This is a genomic window from Halobacteriovorax sp. ZH5_bin.2 (assembly GCF_043196375.1).
Lineage (GTDB): Bacteria > Bdellovibrionota > Bacteriovoracia > Bacteriovoracales > Bacteriovoracaceae > Halobacteriovorax_A.
This window is the reverse complement of the sequence record NZ_JBEBMJ010000001.1, coordinates 254,030-276,295: the sequence shown is the minus strand read 5'-3', so window position 1 is coordinate 276,295 and position 22,266 is coordinate 254,030. Positions and strand designations below refer to the sequence as shown.

General features: G+C 36.6%; 26 protein-coding genes. 9 read left to right on the top strand and 17 right to left on the bottom strand.

Annotation, left to right across the window (positions count from 1 at the left end):
* Positions 1-262: 262 nt before the first annotated feature.
* The 4 genes from ABMA76_RS01345 to ABMA76_RS01330 form a co-directional block, all read right to left on the bottom strand.
* Positions 263-1,288 carry a hypothetical protein gene (locus ABMA76_RS01345; protein WP_392910269.1) on the bottom strand — a complete coding sequence of 342 codons (1,026 nt, stop codon included), beginning with the start codon at positions 1,286-1,288 and terminating at the stop codon, positions 263-265.
* Between the two features lie 74 nt (positions 1,289-1,362).
* Complete coding sequence (locus ABMA76_RS01340) at positions 1,363-2,502, bottom strand: acyl-CoA dehydrogenase (protein ID WP_392858529.1); 1,140 nt, start codon at positions 2,500-2,502, stop codon at positions 1,363-1,365.
* Positions 2,503-2,505: 3 nt separating this feature from the next.
* Positions 2,506-3,297 carry an enoyl-CoA hydratase/isomerase family protein gene (locus tag ABMA76_RS01335; protein ID WP_392910271.1) on the bottom strand — a complete coding sequence of 264 codons (792 nt, stop codon included), beginning with the start codon at positions 3,295-3,297 and terminating at the stop codon, positions 2,506-2,508.
* Positions 3,287-4,132, bottom strand: coding sequence for a 3-hydroxybutyryl-CoA dehydrogenase (locus ABMA76_RS01330; RefSeq protein ID WP_393060692.1), 846 nt, complete (start codon positions 4,130-4,132; stop codon positions 3,287-3,289). Before ABMA76_RS01330 ends, ABMA76_RS01335 begins: the two co-directional genes overlap by 11 nt.
* A gap of 227 nt (positions 4,133-4,359) precedes the next feature.
* Here ABMA76_RS01330 and rpsT point away from each other — a divergent pair, with 227 nt between their 5' ends.
* A complete protein-coding gene (gene rpsT / locus ABMA76_RS01325; RefSeq protein ID WP_021268462.1) occupies positions 4,360-4,620 on the top strand; it encodes a 30S ribosomal protein S20 in 261 nt (86 codons plus the stop codon).
* Between the two features lie 88 nt (positions 4,621-4,708).
* Here the strand turns inward: rpsT and ABMA76_RS01320 are convergent, their stop codons facing one another.
* Together ABMA76_RS01320 and ABMA76_RS01315 are read right to left on the bottom strand one after the other, a co-directional pair.
* A complete protein-coding gene (locus ABMA76_RS01320) occupies positions 4,709-5,665 on the bottom strand; it encodes a hypothetical protein (protein ID WP_392910275.1) in 957 nt (318 codons plus the stop codon).
* The gene (locus ABMA76_RS01315) at positions 5,625-6,284 is read right to left on the bottom strand and encodes a hypothetical protein (protein WP_393060690.1); all 660 of its coding nucleotides are present in this window, start codon (positions 6,282-6,284) and stop codon (positions 5,625-5,627) included. Before ABMA76_RS01315 ends, ABMA76_RS01320 begins: the two co-directional genes overlap by 41 nt.
* A gap of 77 nt (positions 6,285-6,361) precedes the next feature.
* On the opposite strand from ABMA76_RS01315, the gene ABMA76_RS01310 reads away from it, so the two are divergent.
* Positions 6,362-6,892 (top strand): DUF721 domain-containing protein, encoded by a 531-nt coding sequence (locus tag ABMA76_RS01310; RefSeq protein ID WP_392910279.1) that lies wholly within the window; start codon positions 6,362-6,364, stop codon positions 6,890-6,892.
* Here ABMA76_RS01310 and ABMA76_RS01305 read toward each other — a convergent pair.
* Genes ABMA76_RS01305 through ABMA76_RS01260 form a run of 10 tightly spaced genes read right to left on the bottom strand, consistent with a single transcriptional unit; the run spans position 6,875 to position 16,322 of the window.
* Entirely contained in the window at positions 6,875-7,498 is a 624-nt protein-coding gene (locus ABMA76_RS01305) for a methyltransferase (RefSeq protein WP_393060688.1), read from the bottom strand. The two genes, ABMA76_RS01310 and ABMA76_RS01305, sit on opposite strands and share 18 nt — an antisense overlap.
* Positions 7,482-8,069 carry a Sua5/YciO/YrdC/YwlC family protein gene (locus ABMA76_RS01300; RefSeq protein ID WP_392910283.1) on the bottom strand — a complete coding sequence of 196 codons (588 nt, stop codon included), beginning with the start codon at positions 8,067-8,069 and terminating at the stop codon, positions 7,482-7,484. The genes ABMA76_RS01305 and ABMA76_RS01300 overlap by 17 nt, the downstream gene beginning before the upstream one ends.
* Positions 8,066-9,127, bottom strand: coding sequence for a hypothetical protein (locus ABMA76_RS01295; protein WP_393060686.1), 1,062 nt, complete (start codon positions 9,125-9,127; stop codon positions 8,066-8,068). Before ABMA76_RS01295 ends, ABMA76_RS01300 begins: the two co-directional genes overlap by 4 nt.
* 29 nt (positions 9,128-9,156) lie before the next feature.
* Positions 9,157-10,275: a hypothetical protein gene (locus tag ABMA76_RS01290; protein ID WP_393060684.1), complete on the bottom strand. Its 1,119-nt coding sequence runs from the start codon at positions 10,273-10,275 to the stop codon at positions 9,157-9,159.
* A gap of 14 nt (positions 10,276-10,289) precedes the next feature.
* The gene (locus tag ABMA76_RS01285) at positions 10,290-11,660 is read right to left on the bottom strand and encodes an MlaD family protein (protein ID WP_392910289.1); all 1,371 of its coding nucleotides are present in this window, start codon (positions 11,658-11,660) and stop codon (positions 10,290-10,292) included.
* Positions 11,661-11,687: 27 nt separating this feature from the next.
* Positions 11,688-12,440 carry an ABC transporter ATP-binding protein gene (locus ABMA76_RS01280; protein ID WP_392910291.1) on the bottom strand — a complete coding sequence of 251 codons (753 nt, stop codon included), beginning with the start codon at positions 12,438-12,440 and terminating at the stop codon, positions 11,688-11,690.
* 1 nt (position 12,441) lies between these two features.
* A complete protein-coding gene (locus ABMA76_RS01275) occupies positions 12,442-13,242 on the bottom strand; it encodes an MlaE family ABC transporter permease (RefSeq protein WP_392910293.1) in 801 nt (266 codons plus the stop codon).
* A gap of 37 nt (positions 13,243-13,279) precedes the next feature.
* The gene (alr, locus tag ABMA76_RS01270; protein WP_393060682.1) at positions 13,280-14,407 is read right to left on the bottom strand and encodes an alanine racemase; all 1,128 of its coding nucleotides are present in this window, start codon (positions 14,405-14,407) and stop codon (positions 13,280-13,282) included.
* On the bottom strand, positions 14,404-15,756 hold the full coding sequence (locus ABMA76_RS01265) for a hypothetical protein (RefSeq protein ID WP_392910297.1): 1,353 nt from the start codon (positions 15,754-15,756) through the stop codon (positions 14,404-14,406). Before ABMA76_RS01265 ends, alr begins: the two co-directional genes overlap by 4 nt.
* Before the next feature lie 59 nt (positions 15,757-15,815).
* Positions 15,816-16,322 (bottom strand): shikimate kinase, encoded by a 507-nt coding sequence (locus ABMA76_RS01260; protein WP_392910300.1) that lies wholly within the window; start codon positions 16,320-16,322, stop codon positions 15,816-15,818.
* Positions 16,323-16,419: 97 nt separating this feature from the next.
* On the opposite strand from ABMA76_RS01260, the gene ABMA76_RS01255 reads away from it, so the two are divergent.
* From ABMA76_RS01255 to acpP, 7 genes are all read left to right on the top strand, one after another.
* A complete protein-coding gene (locus tag ABMA76_RS01255; protein WP_392910302.1) occupies positions 16,420-16,992 on the top strand; it encodes a YceD family protein in 573 nt (190 codons plus the stop codon).
* Positions 16,993-17,093: 101 nt separating this feature from the next.
* Positions 17,094-17,300: a 50S ribosomal protein L32 gene (gene rpmF / locus ABMA76_RS01250; protein WP_021268644.1), complete on the top strand. Its 207-nt coding sequence runs from the start codon at positions 17,094-17,096 to the stop codon at positions 17,298-17,300.
* A gap of 150 nt (positions 17,301-17,450) precedes the next feature.
* Positions 17,451-18,761 carry a cytochrome-c peroxidase gene (locus ABMA76_RS01245; RefSeq protein WP_392910304.1) on the top strand — a complete coding sequence of 437 codons (1,311 nt, stop codon included), beginning with the start codon at positions 17,451-17,453 and terminating at the stop codon, positions 18,759-18,761.
* A 143-nt stretch (positions 18,762-18,904) separates the two neighbouring features.
* Positions 18,905-19,903 (top strand): beta-ketoacyl-ACP synthase III, encoded by a 999-nt coding sequence (locus tag ABMA76_RS01240; protein ID WP_392910306.1) that lies wholly within the window; start codon positions 18,905-18,907, stop codon positions 19,901-19,903.
* A gap of 15 nt (positions 19,904-19,918) precedes the next feature.
* The gene (fabD, locus tag ABMA76_RS01235; RefSeq protein WP_393060680.1) at positions 19,919-20,872 is read left to right on the top strand and encodes an ACP S-malonyltransferase; all 954 of its coding nucleotides are present in this window, start codon (positions 19,919-19,921) and stop codon (positions 20,870-20,872) included.
* Positions 20,873-20,880: 8 nt separating this feature from the next.
* Positions 20,881-21,645 carry a 3-oxoacyl-ACP reductase FabG gene (gene fabG, locus ABMA76_RS01230; RefSeq protein WP_392910310.1) on the top strand — a complete coding sequence of 255 codons (765 nt, stop codon included), beginning with the start codon at positions 20,881-20,883 and terminating at the stop codon, positions 21,643-21,645.
* 85 nt (positions 21,646-21,730) lie between these two features.
* Positions 21,731-21,955, top strand: a complete 225-nt coding sequence (acpP, locus tag ABMA76_RS01225) for an acyl carrier protein (protein WP_021268262.1) — start codon at positions 21,731-21,733, stop codon at positions 21,953-21,955.
* A gap of 52 nt (positions 21,956-22,007) precedes the next feature.
* Here acpP and ABMA76_RS01220 read toward each other — a convergent pair whose 3' ends face one another.
* On the bottom strand, positions 22,008-22,265 hold the full coding sequence (locus ABMA76_RS01220) for a hypothetical protein (protein WP_392910312.1): 258 nt from the start codon (positions 22,263-22,265) through the stop codon (positions 22,008-22,010).
* Between the last annotated feature and the right edge of the window lies 1 nt (position 22,266).

The window sequence follows — 22,266 nt, the reverse complement described above, 5'->3', positions numbered from 1 at the left end:
TGTTTATATGAGAAGGCATATTGCTAACTTTAGCTTCGCTAAAGTATCGCTAAGAGCAAAGCTCGCGTGTTTCGGTCATGTAAGAAAGAATTTTCACTCATTTTCACTTTGTGAAAATATCGTTTTTTTTTTGCGGATGCTTTCCCATTGCTCCAGAGGCAACAAAGCCGGGCTTGAACCCGGCTTGTTGAAATAATTTTTTAGCTAAAGATTGGGGAGCTGGCGTAGCGTCCAATAGTTTGCCTGTGGGCAAACAATGACGCTACTCCTCATCCATAATAGCTTTAACAGATGACTTCGTTTCGAAAGCGATATCTTGATCGTCTTCTGCATCAATATCATCAACTTCGTCAAAGCTTTCATCCGCTTCGATATCCATCTCACGAAGAACATCAACGAATGACTTATCATCACTAAGATCTTTTAAGATCTCATCGATAACTTTTACCGGATATTTACCAATAATCTCTTTTACATATTTTTGAAGCATTCCTTCTTCAAGAATAGAGATCTTGTTTTTGATCTCTTTCCAATATCCAATATAGTGAAGACGACAGAAACCAGCTGTTGTAGCAGGGTTATCACATCCCTTTGCTAAACACTCATCCGTATCACCAAGGAAGTAATCTAAAGTTTCAGCAAGTCTAAATACTTCTTCTACTTTCTCTTCTTCTGATGATGGAAGTGGAGTCTTTTTAATGACAACTTCTTCCTCAACCTCTTCTACTTCTTCTTCAAAAAGCTCAGGCTGAAGCTCAACAACTTCTTCCTCTACTTCAACTACTTCTTCAACAATCTCTTCCTTCTTAGCTTTTGCTTTAGTTGGCTTCGTCGTTGCTTTCTTTGCAGTTGTTTTTGCCGCAGCTTTTTTAGTTGTTTTCTTTGCAACTTTCTTAGCTGGTGCCTTAGTCGCTTTCTTTGCTACTTTCTTTGCTGCTGCTTTTGTTGTTTTCTTGGCTACTTTCTTAGTCACTTTTTTAGCTGCCTTTTTTGTAACTTTTTTAGTTACTTTCTTTGCTGTTTTTGGGGCAGCTTTCTTAGTTGTTTTTTTGGCTACTTTTTTGGCCGCTTTCTTCGTTACCTTCTTAGCAGCTTTTTTGGCCGTCTTTTTTGTAACTTTCTTAGCTGCTGATTTAGTTGTCTTCTTCGCAACTTTTTTTGCAGTCTTTTTAGCTGTTTTCTTAGCTGTCTTAGGAGCTGCTTTTTTAGTTGTCTTCTTAGTCGTTTTTTTCGCAACTTTTTTTGCAGCTTTCTTAGCTGTTTTCTTCTTAGTAGTTTTTTTGGCCATGCCTACTTTCTCCAAGATTTTCTTTAACATAACAAGTTAAAACCGTATCACTTCTCTTTCAATTGAACAACTATCTACTTTAAGCTCTTAAGCTCATTAGCAGCGATAACCACTCTTTGAATCTCTGAAGTCCCTTCATAAATTTCTGTAATTTTAGCATCACGGAAGAATCTCTCAACCGGATACTCTTTTGTATAACCATTACCACCACAAACTTGAATTGCTTGAGTTGTAATCCACATTGCAGATTCAGCAGCAAAAAGCTTAGCTTGAGCTGATTGTAGTGAGTATTCTTCACCATTATCTTTTCTGCGAGATGCTTCCCAAATAAGAAGACGTGACGCAGCAAGTTTTGTACTCATATCAGCAAGTTTAAACTGAATTGCTTGAAGAGCATGTAGAGGCTTTCCAAACTGAACTCTTTCATTTGAGTAGTGCTTAGCATAACGGAAAGCAGCTTCACCAATACCTAGAGCTTGAGCAGCAATACCAATACGTCCACCATCAAGAGTATTCATGGCAATTTTGAAACCTTTTTCATATTCACCAAGTAAGTTCTCTTTTGGAACTCTTACTTTATCGAATGCAATTTGAGCTGTAGAAGACCCTTTGATCCCAAGCTTTTCTTCACACTTCATAACTTCGAAACCTTCCGAGTCACACTCAACGATGAATGCAGAGATTCCTTTGTAATTATCAGTCTTTGAAGTTTTTGCAAAAACAACTGCAATATTTGCTTCTTTACCATTTGTAATGAAGTTTTTAGTCCCTGTGATTTCGTAGTAATCACCTTTGTCTTCTGCATAAGTTGTTAATGAACCAGCATCTGTCCCAGCATTTGGTTCAGACAGACAGAAACAACCAATATGCTCACCTGAAGCAAGTTTTGGAAGATATTTTTTCTTTTGCTCTTCATTACCAAAATTTAAGATCGGGTATACACAAAGAGATGTGTGAGCTGAAATTAAAACACCAGTTGAAGCACAGGCACGAGAGATCTCTTCAACAATGATTGAGTATGAAACGTAGTCCATACCTGCTCCACCGTACTCTTCTGGAACATATGAACCTAGAAAACCATTCTCACCAAGCTTACCAACAAGCTCAGTTGGAATCTTTTCGTTCTTATCAATAGAAGCAGCAAGTGGTGCAACTTCACTGTCTGCAAATTTAGAAACTAGGTCTCTAAGTTCTTGGTAGTCACTTAACATCATTTATTATTCCCCTTTAAATACAGGTTTTCTTTTTTCAACAAAAGCCGCTGTCCCCTCTTTCATATCGTAAGAAGAGAAAATATCACCAAAGTGGCGAGCTTCAATATCAAGACCTTGCTCAATTGTAAGGTCATTACCTTCATTCATAATTTGTTTAGAAATCGCGACAGCATTTGGTGAATTCTTAGCAATACTTTCTAAAGTTTTCACTGCCTCATCAAGCATTTCTTGTTGTGTCTCAAATGAGCGAACAACAAGGCCTATTTCTTTTGCTTCATTAATATCTACATTACGTCCAGTGTAGATTATTTCTTTAGCACGATTGCGACCGATAAGCTTAGCTAGTCTCTGTGTTCCACCAAAGCCAGGAACAAGACCTAGCTTCACTTCTGGCTGACCAAATACAGCAGTATTTGTTGCATAAATAAAGTCACATGCCATGGCCATCTCACAACCACCGCCTAGTGCAAAACCATTTACACAAGCGATCACTGGAATATTTAAACCTTCAAATAGAAGCGTTACATCTTGACCAAGAGTTGAGAAGTCATGTCCTTCATCAACACTCATATCACTCATTTCTGCAATATCTGCACCAGCAATAAATGCTTTCTCACCAGCACCTGTAAAAATCATTCCCTTAAGGTCATGACCTTCACTAAGTGAAGATAGGAAATCCTTTAGCTCATGAAGAACTTGAGAATTAAGAGCATTATATTTCTTTTCACGGTTAACTTTTAAAACACCAAAGTCACCCATTTTTTCAAATGCAATTGTTTCAAAATTAGTATTCATAAACACCCTTTCCAACTTTACGCCCAAAACGACCAGCTGTTACGTACTTCTTAAGAAGTGGACATGGACGATACTTAGTATCACCCAGGCCATCGTGAAGAACTTCCATGATTGCAAGACAAGTATCAAGACCGATAAAATCTGCAAGCTCAAGTGGCCCCATTGGCTGGTTACAACCAAGTTTCATGGCATCGTCGATTCCCTTAGCTTCAGCAACACCTTCATAAAGTGTGTAGAATGCTTCGTTAATCATTGGCATAAGAATTCTATTAACAGCAAAACCTGCTACGTCATCTGCACGTACAACAGTTTTACCCATTTTAGTTGCAGCCTCTTCAACTGCGTTGATCGTTTCATCACTTGTCTCAAGACCTGTGATTGTTTCAACAAGCTTCATTACAGGAACTGGATTCATGAAGTGCATTCCAGCAACTTTTGCAGGACGAGAAGTCGCAGCGGCAATTTCTGTAATAGAAATTGAAGAAGTGTTTGAAGCAAGGATCGCTTCAGGCTTTGCAATTTCATCTAGTTGCTTGAAGATTTTAAATTTAATTTCTTTGTTTTCAGTTGCAGCTTCAATAAATAGGTCACAATCCTTAAGATCGGCCATATCCGAAGTTGCTGTTAGGTTTGTAAGAGTTGTCTCAACATATGACTGCTCCCACTTTCCTTTAGTAACACCTTTGTCCAATTGCTTTTTGATAAAGTTGTAACCGAACTCAAGGCCCTCGGCCGAGATATCATACATAAAAACTTTATAGTCATTCATGGCGGCAACCTGAGCAATCCCACGCCCCATTTGCCCCGCTCCAATAACGGCAATTTGTTTAATCATTGTGTCTCCTTTGTATTGGCATTGAAAGTACCTAATTTATAAGGGATCGTCCATTAAATTACTGGTAAATAGGGCCTTATTTGGTCCTATGGACCACCCTTCCCATTCAATAAATTATAGTGACTTATCGTGTAAATTTAACTTTTCCCTTGCAAAAGGGCCCTTGGCAGATTATAAAAAGGGGCTTATTAATTAGATGTTGAACAAGTTAAACGTAGGAGTCGATTGTGGCAAACCACAAATCTGCAAAGAAAAGATCTAGACAATCAATTGTTAGAAACGAAAGAAATACTGCAAGAAAAACTGCTGTTAAATCAGCTGTTAAAAACGTAAGAAACGCTATTGAAGCAGGAAAAAAAGAAGAAGCATCATCTCTTCTAGTAACTGCACAAAAGCTTCTTTCTCGTCTTTCTAAGCACGGTGTTATTAAAGGTAACGCTGCTGGTAGAAAAACGTCTAGACTAGCTAGCCAAATCAACAAACTTTAATCTTTTACGAAAGTTTGAATATATAAAAAGCGGAGAGACTTCTCCGCTCTTTGTGTTTGTGCTTATTTCTTAATAATTTATTATATTTCTAAAGACCTAAGTATTCCCTTCTTAGGCAGTCTCTTAGCCAGAAGTCCTTAGACTTCGCCATAATCTCAAAGTTAATCATCTTTTGTTGAAAATCTATTAATTCGTTAAAGTCCCACTTACGAGCAGCAAGTTGAATCCCTCGATCGTACTTACTTGGAGACTTCTTCGCTGCCAAATACGAAGGATCAATAACTTTATTCACGTGTCCTTGAAAAGATCGAAAGAAATCTAGATAAAGTCCGAAGTCATCTTCTATTAGAAGAAGGTTTAAATAAAACCTTTTAAGATTCGATTGGTTAAATAGATCGGCCTGATCAAAGAAGTCTAACTTCTTAACCTTAATTAATGACTTCGCCTTTTCAAGAGAGATCGCTCCCCTTTCGTCAACATGGTGAGAAAGAATATGGCAACAATTGAAATAGTCACTGGCATTATCTGGAACCGATTTCTCAATAAAGTTTTTAATTTGTGGTGAGATTTGAAAACCAAAGTACTTAGCGAATACATCGAGATATTGGCCAAAGTGCCACGGTTTTGGAGCACTTAAAGAAAGTGCTGTTAAGTCATCTTTAGGAAAACCTTTTGGAAGCCTTCCCTTCGTTATAAAAATAATCGACTCATTAATTAAATGACGATTATTATTAAAAGTTTCGAATGCATTTGCCTTAATTTCTTGAGCATCAATAATGATGAATGGTCCAGAAGGGCCAAATAAACCACCACCAGCTAAAAGCTCTTGCTCAATAAAGTCGAGGCTAAACTCATGAGGCCAAAGTTTTTTTGCTTTCTTGGCCAAACTGTCACAAATAATCTTTGAGGTAAACTCATCTGGAACACTTAAGTGATAGACACCTTCAAAAGCTTCCAAAATAGAAACAATCTTATCAATTCCATTAAGTTCAAAGCTTTGCTTCTTAGAAGGCATAAAGAAGTACCTCTCTAAAATCTTCTCCAAAATCCTTCGCATCATCTGCTAGAGACTTTTTAAATGTTCCTCTATTCTTAACACTTCTTAAAGGTGCAGAACTATCAATTCCTCCAACAGTGTTTTCAATGATATATGAACTATTGATAGAGAACTTCTTTGAAAAGATACTACGTGGAAATTGTGAATGATCTAATTTATAAAATGATTCATAGAATTTAATTTCTTCAAAATTTGGTTTTTTAAAGACGCTAACTTCAACTTCAAAGTCATAAGCACCTTCAGTTGAAAGGTAGAAGGCGTTCCTATTTCCACCAAGTTGATTCTTTTGATCATCACTCATCAGTGTATCACCCTGCTCTCTTACTTCTTTACCCGCTGTCTTCTTACTCGTAATTTCCGCAAGTAAGATAGCATCACTGCGATAATTCTTTCCGGTACGAACTCTTAAGTTACTAAATGAAGATAATGTTTCAACGATTTGATCGGTATAGATTTGTGAAAGGCCAGTTATTCCCGTGTGATTCTTAACAACAAAAACTGTTACACTGTGAACACCTTGTGCCTCAAACGGATTACTTGAGTCACTAAAGCGATACCCCGCACAAGAGCTCAATAAAACGACGCTGATAAGTATAAGAAACTTCATATTACTAATATGCCTAGGATTAATGGAATCGTCTATTACTTTGACTGTAAGAGCCTATTTAATATATGATGCATGCTGTGAAAAACCTTAAAGACATCCTCAAAGATATTGATACTGACGGGCAATTAGCACGTTACAAGAACTATGCTCCAAAGAAAAAAGGACTTGGGAGTGTGGATCTTTTTGACTTCCTCGATCTTTCAAATTCATGGGATAAAATTGTTGGTCCAAGGCTTTCACAATTTACAATTCCACTAAAACTTAAGCACAAGTCACTGACAATTTTAACTTCTCACCCTGTCTATGCTCAACAACTAAAATATATGGAAACAGAAATTATCAAATCGATTGGTAATGTTCTACCACAAACAAAAGGCCATATCACAAAAGTATTCTTCCAAGTTGATAATCAATATTTCACAAAGAAGAAATCGGCCGTTGTAAAGAAAGAGCAAGTAAAGAAGGAAGTTGAAAATAGACTTCACCCTCAATCTCCCGAATACAAGGCCATTATGCAGGCAGCTGAGAATGAGTTTAAAGACATTGGTGATAAGGACCTTAAAGAATCTCTAAAGTCTTTATACTTTCAATTAAGAACGAAGAAGTAAGTAGATTGAAAAGGCACTGGCCTCGCTAACTTTCTCAACTTGATACTTAAGAGAAAGCTCATCAATAACTTTGATACTTTCTTTATCCTCACGGCATACAAAGAAGAACCTTCCATTAGTAGATAAAAATTCAATTCCTCTATTCAAGAGGCCCTTAAGTTGTCCCTCTTTATATTCTCGACAAATTCTTGTTCTCTCATCTTTTGGTGAACGGCCACTGGCATGGTGAAAGTATGGAGGGTTCATTACAATGAGATCATATTTATCTTGAGACTGTTCTAAGTCACTCAGAATATTACAAATATTGATATTGAATTCTGTATTAGAGAAGTATTCACTTACTAGGTTAATATTAGTTTCAAGATGTTTACGATAATCCTCTTGAATCTCATAGAAATCAATAGAGATCACTTTAAGTGAGGGCTCATCCATTAATTTTTGAATAATTTCAAGTGAGATAACACCACTGCCACAGCACAGGTCTGCAACTCTTCCAGGACTAATAGAGTTTTCGATAAGACGATTGACTACGAGATTAGCTAGTTCAATTGAATCACGTGAAAAACGATAAAACTCAGGTTGGGAGTAATTAGTAATTAATTCCATGCCTATCTAAAGTTTCGAGAATACTTTGAATATCCTCACCTTCACGAATAATCTTTGCACTAAGGCCAGAAATAAATACAATCGTTGAAGACTTACCGCTTGGAACTAAAAACTCTGAACTAATGAAGTTTGTTTCTGGACAGTGCTTTTGCCAAAAAAGGTTTGCCTCATCAGTATCACTAATTGGATCTTCTCCAGTTAAATTTAAACTAGTAGAAGTGATAAAGCCTGGGAAGTCCTTTATGCACTCATCAATAATTTCATTTTGAATTACGCGAAAACATATATAACTTGTTTCATCAAATGGCCCAGATGGAAAACGAAGCTTTAAGCTGGCCTTAGGAATACCTACTGTAATTTGATACTTAAAAAGCTCATCAAATAATTCATCTAAACTTTCAGATCCACTAAAGCTTTCGACTAGGTTCTGTATGTCATTTGTTAAAATACTTAAGGGCTTATTTATTGAAGTTCCCTTAATTTTAGCAATTAGTTCATAAGTTTCGATTTCAAATGGGTTTCCACCAATTCCCCAGACGGTATCAGTAGGATAGATAAAGATATTTTTCATAGATCAACCATTATATTCTTAATTATATTTTCGTCCCTTTGACCAAGATATAATAAATGAAACGCAATCCAGCTACTATTTTTTTCACTTAGCTTATTGGCCAAATATGTTCTTTCAATACTAAAGATGGGCCTTTCAAAATATGAATCTTTCTTAACGAGCTCTCTCTTAAAGACAGGATTTCTTAGTCCGACCATTAATGCCATCATTTTCTCGAAATTATAAGACTTATATGAAGTTGCGACTTTATTAATTAAATCGTCCCTCTTCTTACCAATATTAGGAATATTATATTCAAAAAGAATATTCCCATAATCATCGAAGCCTTGAATCGCTGGTGTATTAAAATAACGTTCAACAAGCTTCTGTTTCATCTTAAAGTCATCAAGCTCTTGAACCCAAAACGGAGCGAGCTTAATTCCAAACTTATAGCTTGATAGGTCAAACTCCAGAGCCGATCCAAAAGTTTGATTGAGAAGCTGTGTTAACTTTAATCGACTATCTCCTGAAGAGATGTGAGTAAATTTTTTAAAAAGCATTAATTTATAAACTTCATCTATACTTGAGTTATTTACAATATCAAATACTTTAATAAGAGCGGCCTCATATCGAGCTCTGGCCTGCTTTGGAATATTATCATTGATCCATACAGGGTAAAGTTCGATATTCCTCTTTAGAAGGTCGATGATAACTCCTGTAAGCCACTCTCCCTTATTAAGAGAAGATGCTATAACAATCTCTTGCACAAGTTGATGAAAATTACTTCTTTCTAACTTTTTTAAAAACTTTTGATGAGCAATATTCTTACTATCAAATTTAATTTTGAGAGCTTTTTCTAGTTCTTCAACCTTCTTCATTGAGCGGACTTCTCCTTTATTCTGCATAATAATATCAGAATAGAAAAGCTGCTGGCATTTGGCCTGAAACTCAATCCACTGATTTGAAGACTGACCAGATGTAGTGAAGGCATAGATTAAATTAAATTCAAACTTTGAGATATTTGAACAATTAGCTGGCGGTGATTTTACAAACTCTGGCTTATATTCAACACCACTCAAAGATAAGTTGTATGAAATATTAACGTAGTTTAAAAATATCTTTTTTTTTTATCTGCTTGAAACTCTTGGGCAAATACCGTTGTTATCGGCATCTTGAATTGCACTTGAGAAAAAAGATCTTTCCCTACTAGCTTTGAGTAAAACTTAGAGATAAAGAAAAGTAAAATAATGAGAACACCAATCGCTACATAAACGAAGCTATAATCACTCTTTCTTTTTTTCTTCTTGGATTTTCCAGACTTTTTCTTAGTTTTCTTTTTTTTAGGTCGAGGCATTTCAACGGCCTTCATAGGCTGAATAACGTCCTCTTCCTCATTTAGATCGGGAGCTGATTTTGGTAGCTCGGCTAACTTCTCTCTCTCAAGAGCAAGCCTAGCATCTTCAGCAATATCATCAAGGTCAGACTTTGCCTCAACCTCAGAATCTTCATTCTGCGAGATAGCTTCTGCTTCAGCTTCCGCTACTAAGAGATCAATTTGGCTACCAGTAGAGGGTGCTTCTTCAATCTCTTCTCCTTTGACTAGTGAGATTGTAGATTGGCTACTGCCTATATCAGGAAAATCTAAATCATCATCACTTGGTAGAATTACTTCTTCCTCTTCAACATTCATGGCCGAGGCCACTTCTGACATGCTTACGCCAGAGTCCATATCCTTTAGAGGACTTGGGCTTACTGGAGCGTCGTGCTGTGGAAGAGTGTTATTGCTATAATCAATTGGCTCAGGAAAATCGAGATCACCATCTTCAGGTAACACGATCTCTTCACCATCTTCATTTGTATTGATCGAAATCGTTCCACTCGTTGGAACTTCAACTTCTGGAGTTGGAGGCGTCGATGGAATTTCATCTTCTGAATCTTTCATCTTATCAACGATACCAGTGGTCTTTACTAGTTTTGTTACACTAGAGGCCACTTTCGTTTTTGCTTCAGAAACTGGATTGAAATTTTGCTCTTCTTCGCCAAATAAATAACGATTTAATAAGTCCTCTTCTTTAATCCAAAACCAATAACCGTTCCCACTACAGATTTCATCTTCATCCGTTAGAGTTCCATCTTGAACAAATTCGATAACTTTTTGTTTCGAAAGTGGGCCAAGAATCTTATTTGATTTTGTGCGAATTAGCCAATTTCTATTGTCCATCATCATCTATTTACTACATCCTATAGAAAAATTCCTATGAGTCCTTTTAAGTCCTCATCATTAAATTTTAGACCAAGACTGTAAACCGCATGTGGGTCATTAATTAAATCTTCACCTTCGATTTTACCATAAAGAACGTTCCAAAGTTGTAAATCTAGACCAACACGAATATTTGGCCCTACATCTTCTCTGTAATCAAAAATTTCTAGTGTCGATACCAGACCATAGTCATCAAAATTATAATCTACAGCAAAACCACCATAAGATTCAATTAGACCACCACGGAATGTCCAATTATCAATTCGACGTCCAAGCTGAAGATTAAGAAGAACATCATTATACTTTCTCTTCTTCTCATCAACGATAGTTGTCGTTCCACCAACTGTTGTTTCCGTGACCTTTCTTTTTTCTGGCCCAAACTCAGTTGTTGTTACCCCAAGTAAGTAGAAGCGACCAGGAGAAGGAAAAATTCTAAGTTCAGCAGTTGTGTCAGTTTGCCCTGTTCCAGTATTTGCTCCAGTGTAAACAGAGAATTGAGTGCGGATACTATCAACACGTCCAATAACTTTTTGAACACTTGCTAGAGTTGTTTTAACTTCATCAGCAATCTCTTCTTCAACTAAAAGCTTACCAACAGTCCCCTTCCCATCTTTAATATCTCTTACAAGATCTTGTAGATCGGCCATCATGCGATCAGTTTTCTTTAAGATTTCCTTTACGTCCGCTACAGCACTCTCTGGCTCATTGGCATCTGTTTGAAAAGCAATCTGATCAGAAAAGGCTTCTAAGTTATTAACAATATTTTGAATCTTTTCATTATTACGTCCAACGATATCATTTAGTTTGGCCGTCATCTCACGAGTATTTTCTAGAGTAAGCTGAACATCGCGAATGATCTTCTTCATGGCAGGCTCGCCACCTTCAGGAACAAATGATTCTTTGATACTACCGACAAGAGTCTTCACATCTTGCATAACTTCTGTTGCATCTTTTAAGAGAGTTTCAATACCTGCTTTTTCTTCTGCAATAATCTCAGAACCATCAGGAAGTATCTCTTTTGCATTTTCAATATAAATTTCGAGATACTTATCACCAAGGAAACCAACTGAGCGAATCTTAAGTTTAGATCCCTTTGTAATCCCTACTCTTGAAAGAACTTCAAAAGTAATTTCCGCTTTATTTCCAATAAGACGAATATCCTTAATACGACCGGCATTGATACCGGCAACCTTAATTGGTGTTTTTGGAAAAATACCAGATGCATCACTAACTGTTGTGTAGTACTCATTATATGTTCCAAATCCTGATTGATTTGAAGTTACAACAAGTGACATGACAACAACTGCTATCATGGCAGTTAGGGCCATCAACCCTACTTTAAATTCATTCATTTTAACCCTCTTCCCTAGGCTTAGTACTTACAGATTAATAAACTCTTGCACGAGTGGGTGCTTTGAATTTCTAAACTCTTTTGCAGGTAAGTACTCAACAATATTACCACGATTTAGGAAGGCAACGTAGTCGGAAATTTCCAGCGTTGCTTTTACATCGTGAGAAATAATAATTGACGTTAATCCTATATCTTTATGTTTATGGCTTGTATCGACGATTAAGTCGTTGACCATTTTTGTCGTAATTGGATCTAAACCAGTAGTTGGTTCATCATAGAGCATTACTTGTGGGCTCAATGCCAATGCCCTCGCTAGACCAACTCTCTTTCTCATCCCACCCGAAAGTTCACTTGGTAATTTATCAAATGAAATTTCTTGAAGGCCAACAGACTTCAATAGTCCAAATACCTTCTCTTCAATTTCCTTAGGACTCATTTTTGTGAATTCTTCTAATGGAAAGGCTACATTTTCATAAGTAGTCTTAGAGTCAAATAGGGCCGCATATTGAAAAAGCATTCCGTAATTTTGACGGAATCTTCTAAGCTCATCTTCTTCTAAAAGAGAAAGGTCCTTACCTAAAACTTCAATCTTTCCAGAGGTTGGATGGTGGAGTCCTAGGATATGTTTTAAAAGAGTCGATTTTCCAGCTCCTGAGAATCCCAGGATTGTTGTAATACTTCCTCTTTCAATATCAAAGCTAAGATCATTTAAAACAGTATGCTTTCCAAAAGTCTTAGTTAAGTTAAATATTTTTACTGACGAATCTTCAAAGTGTAACATTCTACATCACCTGCACTAAAAAGCTCGTTAAGAAATAGTCAAGAACGAGTACCGAGATCATTCCCCAAACAACAGCTAAGTTTGTTCCCTTACCTACCCCTTGGGCACCTTTTGTAACAGAAAAACCAAAGTATGTTCCAATAACAGAAATAACAAAGCCAAATACTGTTGCTTTAATAATTCCTTGGAAAATATCTGAGACATACATGAACTGACCAAGTTTTGAGAGATAAATTGCATCATCAATTTTTAGTGCAATCGTTCCTACAATATAAGAACCAATATTTCCAACAAGTAAAAAGAAAATTGAAAGTAGTGGAAGAGAAAGTGTACCAGCAACAATTCTTGGTACAGCAAGAAATTGAACACTACTGATCCCCATAACTTCTAGAGCATCAATTTGTTCGGTTACCTTCATCGTTCCAATCTGGGCGGCCATAGCCGCTCCAGCACGTCCAGCAACGATGAGTCCTGTTAAAACAGGTGCAAGCTCTTTTGCTAAAGTAATAGCAACAACAGGTCCAACTAATGAATCAACATTAATTAACTTGAAACCAAAATAGGTCTGATAGGCCATTACCATTCCTGTAAATGATCCGGCCAAAAATATAATGAATAAACTTTTATTGCCAATAAAGTCCATCTGCTCAAAAAATAATTTAAAGCGATAAGGCCTTCTTGTTGCCCAATAAAAAAAGTTAACGATAAAGTTCATTATCGTACCTAGGCCCGCAATATTTTTTATAAAGATGCGACCTAAGTTTTCATTAAAGATTACAAAACTTCTAAGTAAATAATTCATTAATGAAATTTTAAAGGAAAAAGAGTGAAACTGCTACTTACTGTCGATAAATTTTGGGAATTCTTTCTGTTAAGTGAATGAACACTTCATAAGGAATTGTCTTAGACTCGAGGCAAATATTAGAAAAGTTCTCACCTTCCTGATCCCAAACCACAAACCTCTCCCCATTTTTGATTTCGAGATCTTGATTATTAAACAAAATTTGTCCCATATCCATATTCACTCGTCCTACAATCTGTCCAACTTCACTACCGTGTCTTAAGTGAACATTTTGATAACGAGTTGAGAATCCATCACCATAGCCAAGGGCAAATATTCCAACGACCCCATCCGTTGGACATGGAGTTGCTCCGTATCCTATTGGAGTTCCGCGATCAACTTTGAAGCTATTAATAAAAGTAGTTTCGAGCCTTGAAATTAACTTTCCTTGCCAACAACTTAAATGACTATATTGAGGAAGAAGCGAGGTTGGCCCATACATCATAAGTCCAGGTCTGACATGAGTTTCTTCTAGTCCTACTTTCTGCTCAATTGCACCAGAGTTTGCTAGCGAGGACTTATCAATTTCAATTCCTGCTGCAGTTAATTGAGACTTCAAATCTCGCCAATTTTCCTTCTGCGCAAGATTCCTCTTATTCTTTATCATTGATAAACTTGAACTCGAGAAGTGAGACATTAAATGATAAATACTTTTTCTTCCGGATGCTTTAATTAGTTTAACCACTTCATCAACTCGATCAAGCCTTAGACCAAGACGATTCATTCCTGTATTAAATTTTAAACACAGTGGAAAGTATCTAAAGTCTTCTTGCTCTAAGAAGTACTTCAAATTCGACTCATTAGATAAAACTGGAATGATACGGTTATTTAGATAAATATCAGCTGCTTCTTGAAGGTCGAGATTCACGTCAGAGAAAACGTAAACTTCAAACTCTCCGTTTGGTATTTCTTCACGAAGTCTTAAGGCTTCGCCAATGCTAGCACAGCCAAACTCTTTTATTCCCAATTCAAAGTATGCAAACTTAACGATAGGAACCATTCCATGGCCATATGCATTTGCTTTAACCATAAAAAGGGCTTCATTATTTGGACAAATTTCTTTTAGTAGTTGATAGTTACTTGCAAGATTTGAGACGTTAATCTCCATGCAACTTTTTATTCTCATAACGTGCTTTCTTGAAACGATCTCTTAGTTTTCAATTTTCTTGCAGTTGTTACCATTGAATATTGAGAATATGGAACTTCAAATACATTTAAAGACATCGAAAGAATTAAGCTCTTATCCTTACCTGAGAAGTACTTTGCTAAACGGATATTCTTACAAAGATCTTTCGTTGCTGCAAAGCTCTCATCAAAGAAGTCATTTTCAACATCTAAAATAATTGATTCAAAAGAGATATTATAAATATTTGATAAATTAGTTACCTGCGATAAGTTAATCTTCATATCGCGCCAAAATGTTTCCCAATCAAAATCAAAGTCAGATCTTAACTCTAGAAGGTCTGTAATTTCAGACGTATCTACTGCAATTAAGTTTCTCCCATGAGTTGTTTGAGATATTTGCCCTAGTAGCTCAAATGGCCCTTGAGCACTTGCCACTGCCGCAGAGTGAGTATTTGCATTCACAAGTTGAGAGTAAACTCCACTTAGCAGAGACTCCACGACTTGCCAGTTAAAGTTAAATAAATAATCGCGATCGACTTCAAGTGCAACAACAGTTGTAATATCTTCGGCGTTAGCAGACATTGCAAGAGTGACAACAGGGTTATGAACAAGATTAGAAACAATATTCTTAACCATATTCATTCCATTCTCATTAACACCACTTAGCTTAATATGACCAAGCCAAATATCTGGGACATTAATATTTTTCATCCCATCGTACTTAACAGCACATAACTTATTTGTTTTACGATTAAAGTCAAAGACCGTAATACTTGTTACGAATTCTTGTGGTTCAAATACATTTGCAATTAATGATTTAAAGTCACTATTATCCTTATTAAAGTTTATCGAATCACAAACTTCAAAAAAGTCCTTTCCATACAGAGTCTTTGTTCTTTCACTTTCAAGACTAGCAACTAGTGCTTCTTGCTTATGACGATACTTATCGTGGAAAGCTTCAAACTGGCTCACCTGTCTCATTAGTGCTGTTTTACGATTGTATTGATCGAGAACCCCTCGAACCTGAACAAGCAGGTCGAGTTCTGTAAAAATCGAGCCAAGGCTTTCAATTTTTGCAACAGACTTAAGGTCAGAATTTGAGGCAACGATAAACACTCTTTCAACTTTCTTTAGCTCAGGGCGATCAAATAGAGATTGGCCTTCATAGTCCACATCTTGAGCACGCACTAAAACTAAGTCATATTGTCTTTGAATATGAGATATTAGAAACGCATTAGCGTCATCAAATGAATCGATAAGAATATTGATATTTTTAAAGATTTTAGAAAATCCCTTACAATCTTCAATCATTGAAGAAAGAACGGCTACTTTTGGACTATTCATTGTCATGGCGCAAAAACTCCTTCTAAGGACATAACATCGTCTAAAATCGTATCAAAATACAAGGGTTATAGCAATTTTAAGAGCTCTTCCACTGTATTTATTTCTTGAATTTGGGACTGTGTTAGAAATAGATCACTTTTTTCATAACGTGGAATTCGTTTTTCATAAAGATCCTTCATGAAAACCATGCCATTCTTTGCCAGCGGACGATTACCATCTTTTTTAAGCCTCTCCCAACACTCTTCAAAAGTACTTTGAATATAAACAAGTTTTCCGCCAACTTCAGAGATAAAATCAATAACATCTTGCTCATCAAGTGCACCGGCCCCTAGTGAAACGAGGTAATTATCTTTCATATTCTGGTGAAGTAGCTTAATCATATCAATTTCGTCTTTGCGAAATTCATCGATTCCAATGTCTTGGATATACTCAGCTAATGAGTCATAACCTGTACCCATGCGATTAAAGATTTCTTCATCTAAGTCAAATACTTGAAATTGATCGTCCTTAGATAACTTCTCACCAAATGTTGTTTTGCCGGCTCCAGAAAAGCCCGTTAGAAAGATTCTCATAAGTAAAAAAGTACACGATTGCGTTCATAATGTCCCAATTTTCTTGCCTTTTGGCCCTTCGCAATATAAACAGAGAGTTCAAACGACAGAGGAAAAAATGCAAATCGTAAATAAAGATAATACATTCTTGAAAGACTCAACGATTCTTATCTCTCGTGTTGGCGACGAGTTTGAAACTTATCAACTAACAGATAAGAATAATGAATGGGTAAAATCAATTCTTGATGGCATCACAAAGGACTTCGATCCGGAAGTTAAGCCAGAAGGTTTTGAGCACTTAAATGTTGAGCTTCAACTTAAGAATGCGCGTGATTATACTTTTGGAGAGCACCTTATTGTGAAAGGAAAAGCTTCTGGAGCCTATACAGCAACTTGTGTTCGCTGTCTACTAGACACTCCCCAAGAGTTTGAAACTGAATTTACATGTGCCTTCATCAATAAGAGATATGAAGACGATCCAGAATATGAAGAAGTTGATGAAATTTATATTTCGGATGAAACGGCCGATATGTTTTTTCATGAAAGAGGTAAGGCAGATCTGAAAGAAGCAGTAGCTGAAAACTGCTTTTTGGCCATAAATCACTACCCAGTTCATGACGCAGATTGCAAAGGTCTTTGTCAAACTTGTGGAGTCGACCTAAATACAGACAGTTGCGGACATAGCAATTAATTAGGCCTAACTTTTAGGCTTGTAATAATGAAGTGAGTAAGGTAATAAAGTAAGCTCATAATTGTAGTTAAAAATTGAAGTTGAATATAACGGAGTAGAAAATGGCAGTACCTAAGAAGAAGACAAGTGTTTCAAGAAAAGGCCTAAGAAGAGCTGGACAAACACACAAGCTTTACGCGAACAATGTAGTTGTAGCTGATTCAACAACTGGTGAACTAACTAAGAAGGGATGTATTTCTCCATCTGGTTACTGGAAAGGTAAGAAAATCTTCGCTACAAAAGCAGACGCAGAAGAAGTAGAAGAATAAGATAATTCATTATTTTTCATATAAAAAAGCCCACTCTTCGAGTGGGCTTTTTGCGCTTTAACTGATTTGAATAAAATATAGCGAAAATAAGTTTGACCCATCAAACTCTTTCTTAGTATATATTTATGTACATAAACTAAGAGAGAGACCATGAGATTACTTTTAACAATTGCATTCGTATTTAATACATTTGCATTATCACCTCTAGATGAAGCACTTTCTAAGCTCATCACAAAACACAACTTAACTTCCTTACCTGAATCACAATTACAAAATCAAAATGAAGTGATTCTAGGTTCACGATTATTTGCAGAGGTTCGCCTTAGTGGAAATAAAGATATTACATGCATGCACTGTCATCATCCAATGCTGGGAACAGGAGATAATATCCCCTTCTCGATTGGAACAGGTGGCGCAGGACTTGGAAAAAGTCGTATTCAAGATGGAAAAGGCCTTATTATCAAGCGCCATGCACCAGCATTAATCAATCTTGGCTATGATGAAATCACTGATATGTTTTGGGATGGACGAGTTCATGTTGACTGGACCAAGGGAGAATTTAAAACTCCAAGTAGCGAGCTAAATGCCAAGACAGAATTAAATAGGAAAATTCGCAATGCGCTTGCTGCGCAAGTTATCTTCCCACTACTATCAGTAGAAGAGATGTTAGGAAAGGATAATGAAATCGCTTCTCAAAAAGGCGACCTAGCAAAATGGGATGCATATGTTGATCGTCTATTAAATGGATCTAAAAGTGCCATGTACCAAAACCTCTTTAAGAGAGCATATCCGAAAGACTTTAAGGCCGGTAAAATTGATATCTCACACGTTGCCAACGCACTTGCGGCCTTCATCACAAGAAACTTCAATCTTACAGATACGCCTTACGATGAATACTTAAATGGTGATTTAAGTGCATTAAATGAGTCTGAAAAAAGAGGACTTAAAACTTTCTTAGATAAAGGTGCTTGTATCAATTGCCACAGTGGCCAGCATCTAACAGACTGGGATTATAAGTCAATTGGTCTACCGCAAATTGGGCCAATAAGTGCAACGGCCACTTTAAATGACAAGGGACGTTTCGAAGTAACAGGTAATAAAGCAGATCAATATAATTTCAGGACACCACCACTCAGAAATATACACTTATCTGCTCCTTATATGCACAACGGTGTTTACGAGACCCTAGAAGAGGTTGTTGATCACTATAATCACACTCGCCCAGCTATTAAAAACTATATTGTTAACGAAGTAACTCAAGGTCATTACGAAGAAAAAATCGTTAAAGATGAAAATTTTATTAACAATAAATTGCGATATCAGTTAATAAGCGATGACGATATTAGGCGTCCTCTACAGCTAACAGAGGATGAAAAGGCAGATCTTGTTCAATTCCTAAAGACAGGATTGGCTTCACGCCGTCTACAAAGGCTTGAAGAAGCTTCAAAACTTTTAAAATGAACACAGGGCCACGAATGTGGCCTTTTTATGTAAATTTGACCAAAAAACACACAGTGTCAAATAATAACGCCCCTGCCCTTCCCCATCATTGTTATACTCAATAAAATAGGCGCAATTTTTTATTACCAAGATTAGGAATTTAAATGGATATTAAAGTAAAGATTAAAGGAACTGGAATCTACGCTCCAAAAGAAGTTAGAACAAATGTCGATCTCGAAAGTATGGTCGAAACAAGTGATGAATGGATTTATGAAAGAACGGGAATTCGTCAACGTCATATATGCTCAACAGAAGGTGGCGAGTGGCCAAGTGACATGGCCTACCATGCAACTCAAGATGCACTAAAAGCAGCAAACCTTGAACCGAATGATATTGATATGATTATCTTCGCTTCAGTTACTCCAGATTATAAACTTCCAAATACAGCTTGTATTCTTCAACAAAAGTTAGGAATCACAAATAAATGTGCTGCCATTGATATTGCAGCAGCTTGTTCTGGATTTGTTTACGGTTTAAATATGGTAACAGGACTAATTCGCATGGGTGCAATCAAGAATGCACTTGTCGTAGGTTCTGAAATGCTATCAAGAGAAGTTAACTGGGAAGATCGTAACACTTGTATTCTTTTTGGAGATGGTTGTGGTGTTGCCATTGTTGGTGCAAACGAAGATGGTGATGATTCAGATATTCTATCACTTGAACTGGGTGCAGATGGTGCAGGGAAGGAATTCTTTGACCAACCAGTAGGTGGAGCAGTTGACCCAATTACGCCTCAACACTTAAACGAAAGAACTCACTATATGCAAATGAAAGGTAAAGAAATGTTCCGTGTAGCAACGAGAACTCTTGCCGAAAATGCAAAGAAAGTTTTAGAAAAAGCAGGTAAAGACCTCGAAGAAGTTGACTGGTTAATTCCTCACCAAGCAAATGTGAGAATTATCGAAACAACAGGTAAACTTCTAGGAATCAACCCTGAAAAAGTTATTGTTAATATTGATAAATATGCAAATACATCAGCTGCAACTATTCCAATCGCAATGCACGAAGCAATTGTTGATGGAAGAATCAAACGAGGTCAGCTATTATTACTAGATGCATTTGGTGCAGGTTTAACTAGTGGAGCAACTCTACTTAGGTATTAATTAAGGTTTTATATTATGAAAAAAGTTGTTTTGATTTTCCCTGGTCAGGGATCACAATACGTAGGAATGGGAAAGAGTCTTGAAGGACACCCATCATTTGAATTACTTGAAAAAGCAAACAGTGCTCTTGGCTATAACCTTTCAAAGATTATGCTTGAAGGCCTTGAAGAAGAGCTTACACTTACTCAAAATACACAACCAGCAATCCTAACATACTCAATTGGTCTTTTCCAAAAAGCTAAAGAGATTTTAGATGAAGCGGGCATTGAAGTTTCGTGTGTTCTTGGACACTCTGTTGGTGAATACCCTGCTCTAGTTGCAGCAGGTGCGCTAAGCTTTGAAGACGCTCTAAGATCTGTTCATAATCGTGGAAAATATATGCAAGAAGCTGTTCCTGCGGGAATGGGAAAAATGTATGCCGTTATGAGAGTTCCTGCTGAAATCGTTGAAAAGGCATGTAAAGAAGTTTCAACAGAGGGTAACGAGGTTATGCCTGCCAACTTTAATGAGCCAGGGCAAATCGTTATTTCAGGACATGCAGATGCCTGTGATAAGGCCGTTGCTTGGATCTCTGAAAACTTCTCAGACCCACATAAGACAGTTGAGTTAAAAGTTAGTGCACCATTCCACTCTAGCCTCATGAAGCCGGCCAGAGAGAATATGGCAGCATTTTTTAATGACGTAACTTTTAATAAAACGACAATTCCTTATATTGCCAATATTGACGCCAAAAAGTATCAAATTGGTACAGACGGTGAAGTTGTAAAAGAGAACCTGATCAAACAAATTGATGGTTCAGTTCTTTGGACTCAAAGTTTTGCAAGCCTAGACGATGACACTCTTTGTGTTGAGGTTGGGCCAGGACGAGTCCTAATGGGACTAGCAAGAAAGATTAACCGTAACATCAAAGTTATCTCACTTGATAAAGAAGGTGCTTTTGATGACCTTAGGGAAGCTTTAAACTCATAGGAGCAAATATGATTGCAACTTATAATGATTTAAAAAATAAAAGAGTATTAGTAACTGGCGCAAGCCGTGGGATTGGGCTAGATATTGCAAAATCACTAGCTGCCCAAGGTGCTCACGTTATCTTCAACTACCGTGAAGGAAAAGAAGATGTTGCTAAAGAAGTAGAGTCTCAACTTAAAGAACTAGGTGCTTCAAATGTAACAGGACTAATGTTTGATCTTAATAATGAAGAACAAATGAAAACGGCCGTAAATGACTTCGTAAAGGAATTTGGTCCAATTGAAGGTCTTGTAAACAACGCAGGTGTTTCAAAAGACACTCTTCTTCTAAGAACGAGAAAAGCTGATCTTGACGCAGTAATTGATACAAACCTTAAAGGTGCAATCATGCTAACAAGTATCTGTTCACGTGGATTCTTAAAAGCTGAAAACGTATCGATTGTAAATATGAGCTCAGTTGTTGGTCTTATGGGAAATGTTTCTCAAACAGCTTATGCAGCTTCTAAGGCAGGTTTAATTGGTGCAACGAAGTCGATTGCTAAAGAATTAGCTAGCCGCAACATTCGCTGTAACGCAATTTGTCCAGGTTTTATCCAAACAGATATGACTGATGCCCTTGAAGAAAAGGCCAAAGAAGCCTATATTGCTTCGATTCCAACTTCACGCTTTGGGTCAACTGAAGATGTATCAAATCTTGTGTGCTTTCTACTTAGCCAAGCGTCAGGATATATTACAGGTGAAGTTATTAAAATTGACGGTGGACTTTATATCTAGAAAAATATTAATATACTAAAATTAAATTTTTATATAAGAGAGAGAAATTGAGTTTATAACTTAATATATTTATTAGGAGACAAATATGGAACAAAAAGTAATTCAACTAGTAGCGGATCAAACAAAAATCGATATCGCAAAAATCAATGCTACAACTTCATTCGTAGACGATCTAAACCTAGACTCACTAGACATCGTTGAGCTTATGATGAAAATGGAAGACGAATTTGATATTCAAATTCCAGAAGAAGATGCAGAAGGTCTTAAGTCTGTTCAAGACGTTGTTAAGTACCTAGAGTCTAAGCAATAATCAAAAAATTAATTCTTAGATAAAAAAAGCCTGCAATATGCAGGCTTTCTTTTTATAAATTTTTACAATTTTTAATTTGAAAAGTTTTGTAATCGTACTTTATCTCAACCTTCTCTTTTGAATTAATAGCCTTTTGAAAGCACTTCGCATCTTTTTTACTCGCTCGGTAAAAGGGAGCACTCTCCACGAAGCTAACAGTAATTTCATCCTTCTCTAACTTAAAAGTTGAGACATGATATTGTGATGTTGCCAGATTGGCCGCATGAGCAGATATAAAACTTAATAACATACAAAGAAATATTTTTTTCATT

What these genes read in the sequence shown, in the direction of transcription:
- ABMA76_RS01275 (WP_392910293.1), bottom strand. Translation starts at nt 13,242, where the DNA reads ATGAATTATTTACTTAGAAGTTTTGTAATCTTTAATGAAAACTTAGGT.
- ABMA76_RS01345 (WP_392910269.1), bottom strand. Translation starts at nt 1,288, where the DNA reads ATGGCCAAAAAAACTACTAAGAAGAAAACAGCTAAGAAAGCTGCAAAA.
- rpmF (WP_021268644.1), top strand. Translation starts at nt 17,094, where the DNA reads ATGGCAGTACCTAAGAAGAAGACAAGTGTTTCAAGAAAAGGCCTAAGA.
- ABMA76_RS01300 (WP_392910283.1), bottom strand. Translation starts at nt 8,069, where the DNA reads ATGAAAAATATCTTTATCTATCCTACTGATACCGTCTGGGGAATTGGT.
- fabD (WP_393060680.1), top strand. Translation starts at nt 19,919, where the DNA reads ATGAAAAAAGTTGTTTTGATTTTCCCTGGTCAGGGATCACAATACGTA.
- acpP (WP_021268262.1), top strand. Translation starts at nt 21,731, where the DNA reads ATGGAACAAAAAGTAATTCAACTAGTAGCGGATCAAACAAAAATCGAT.
- ABMA76_RS01245 (WP_392910304.1), top strand. Translation starts at nt 17,451, where the DNA reads ATGAGATTACTTTTAACAATTGCATTCGTATTTAATACATTTGCATTA.
- ABMA76_RS01330 (WP_393060692.1), bottom strand. Translation starts at nt 4,132, where the DNA reads ATGATTAAACAAATTGCCGTTATTGGAGCGGGGCAAATGGGGCGTGGG.
- ABMA76_RS01220 (WP_392910312.1), bottom strand. Translation starts at nt 22,265, where the DNA reads ATGAAAAAAATATTTCTTTGTATGTTATTAAGTTTTATATCTGCTCAT.
- ABMA76_RS01240 (WP_392910306.1), top strand. Translation starts at nt 18,905, where the DNA reads ATGGATATTAAAGTAAAGATTAAAGGAACTGGAATCTACGCTCCAAAA.
- fabG (WP_392910310.1), top strand. Translation starts at nt 20,881, where the DNA reads ATGATTGCAACTTATAATGATTTAAAAAATAAAAGAGTATTAGTAACT.
- alr (WP_393060682.1), bottom strand. Translation starts at nt 14,407, where the DNA reads ATGAGAATAAAAAGTTGCATGGAGATTAACGTCTCAAATCTTGCAAGT.
- ABMA76_RS01340 (WP_392858529.1), bottom strand. Translation starts at nt 2,502, where the DNA reads ATGATGTTAAGTGACTACCAAGAACTTAGAGACCTAGTTTCTAAATTT.
- ABMA76_RS01315 (WP_393060690.1), bottom strand. Translation starts at nt 6,284, where the DNA reads ATGAAGTTTCTTATACTTATCAGCGTCGTTTTATTGAGCTCTTGTGCG.
- ABMA76_RS01280 (WP_392910291.1), bottom strand. Translation starts at nt 12,440, where the DNA reads ATGTTACACTTTGAAGATTCGTCAGTAAAAATATTTAACTTAACTAAG.
- ABMA76_RS01305 (WP_393060688.1), bottom strand. Translation starts at nt 7,498, where the DNA reads ATGGAATTAATTACTAATTACTCCCAACCTGAGTTTTATCGTTTTTCA.
- ABMA76_RS01260 (WP_392910300.1), bottom strand. Translation starts at nt 16,322, where the DNA reads ATGAGAATCTTTCTAACGGGCTTTTCTGGAGCCGGCAAAACAACATTT.
- ABMA76_RS01335 (WP_392910271.1), bottom strand. Translation starts at nt 3,297, where the DNA reads ATGAATACTAATTTTGAAACAATTGCATTTGAAAAAATGGGTGACTTT.
- ABMA76_RS01265 (WP_392910297.1), bottom strand. Translation starts at nt 15,756, where the DNA reads ATGACAATGAATAGTCCAAAAGTAGCCGTTCTTTCTTCAATGATTGAA.
- ABMA76_RS01290 (WP_393060684.1), bottom strand. Translation starts at nt 10,275, where the DNA reads ATGATGATGGACAATAGAAATTGGCTAATTCGCACAAAATCAAATAAG.
- ABMA76_RS01255 (WP_392910302.1), top strand. Translation starts at nt 16,420, where the DNA reads ATGCAAATCGTAAATAAAGATAATACATTCTTGAAAGACTCAACGATT.
- ABMA76_RS01285 (WP_392910289.1), bottom strand. Translation starts at nt 11,660, where the DNA reads ATGAATGAATTTAAAGTAGGGTTGATGGCCCTAACTGCCATGATAGCA.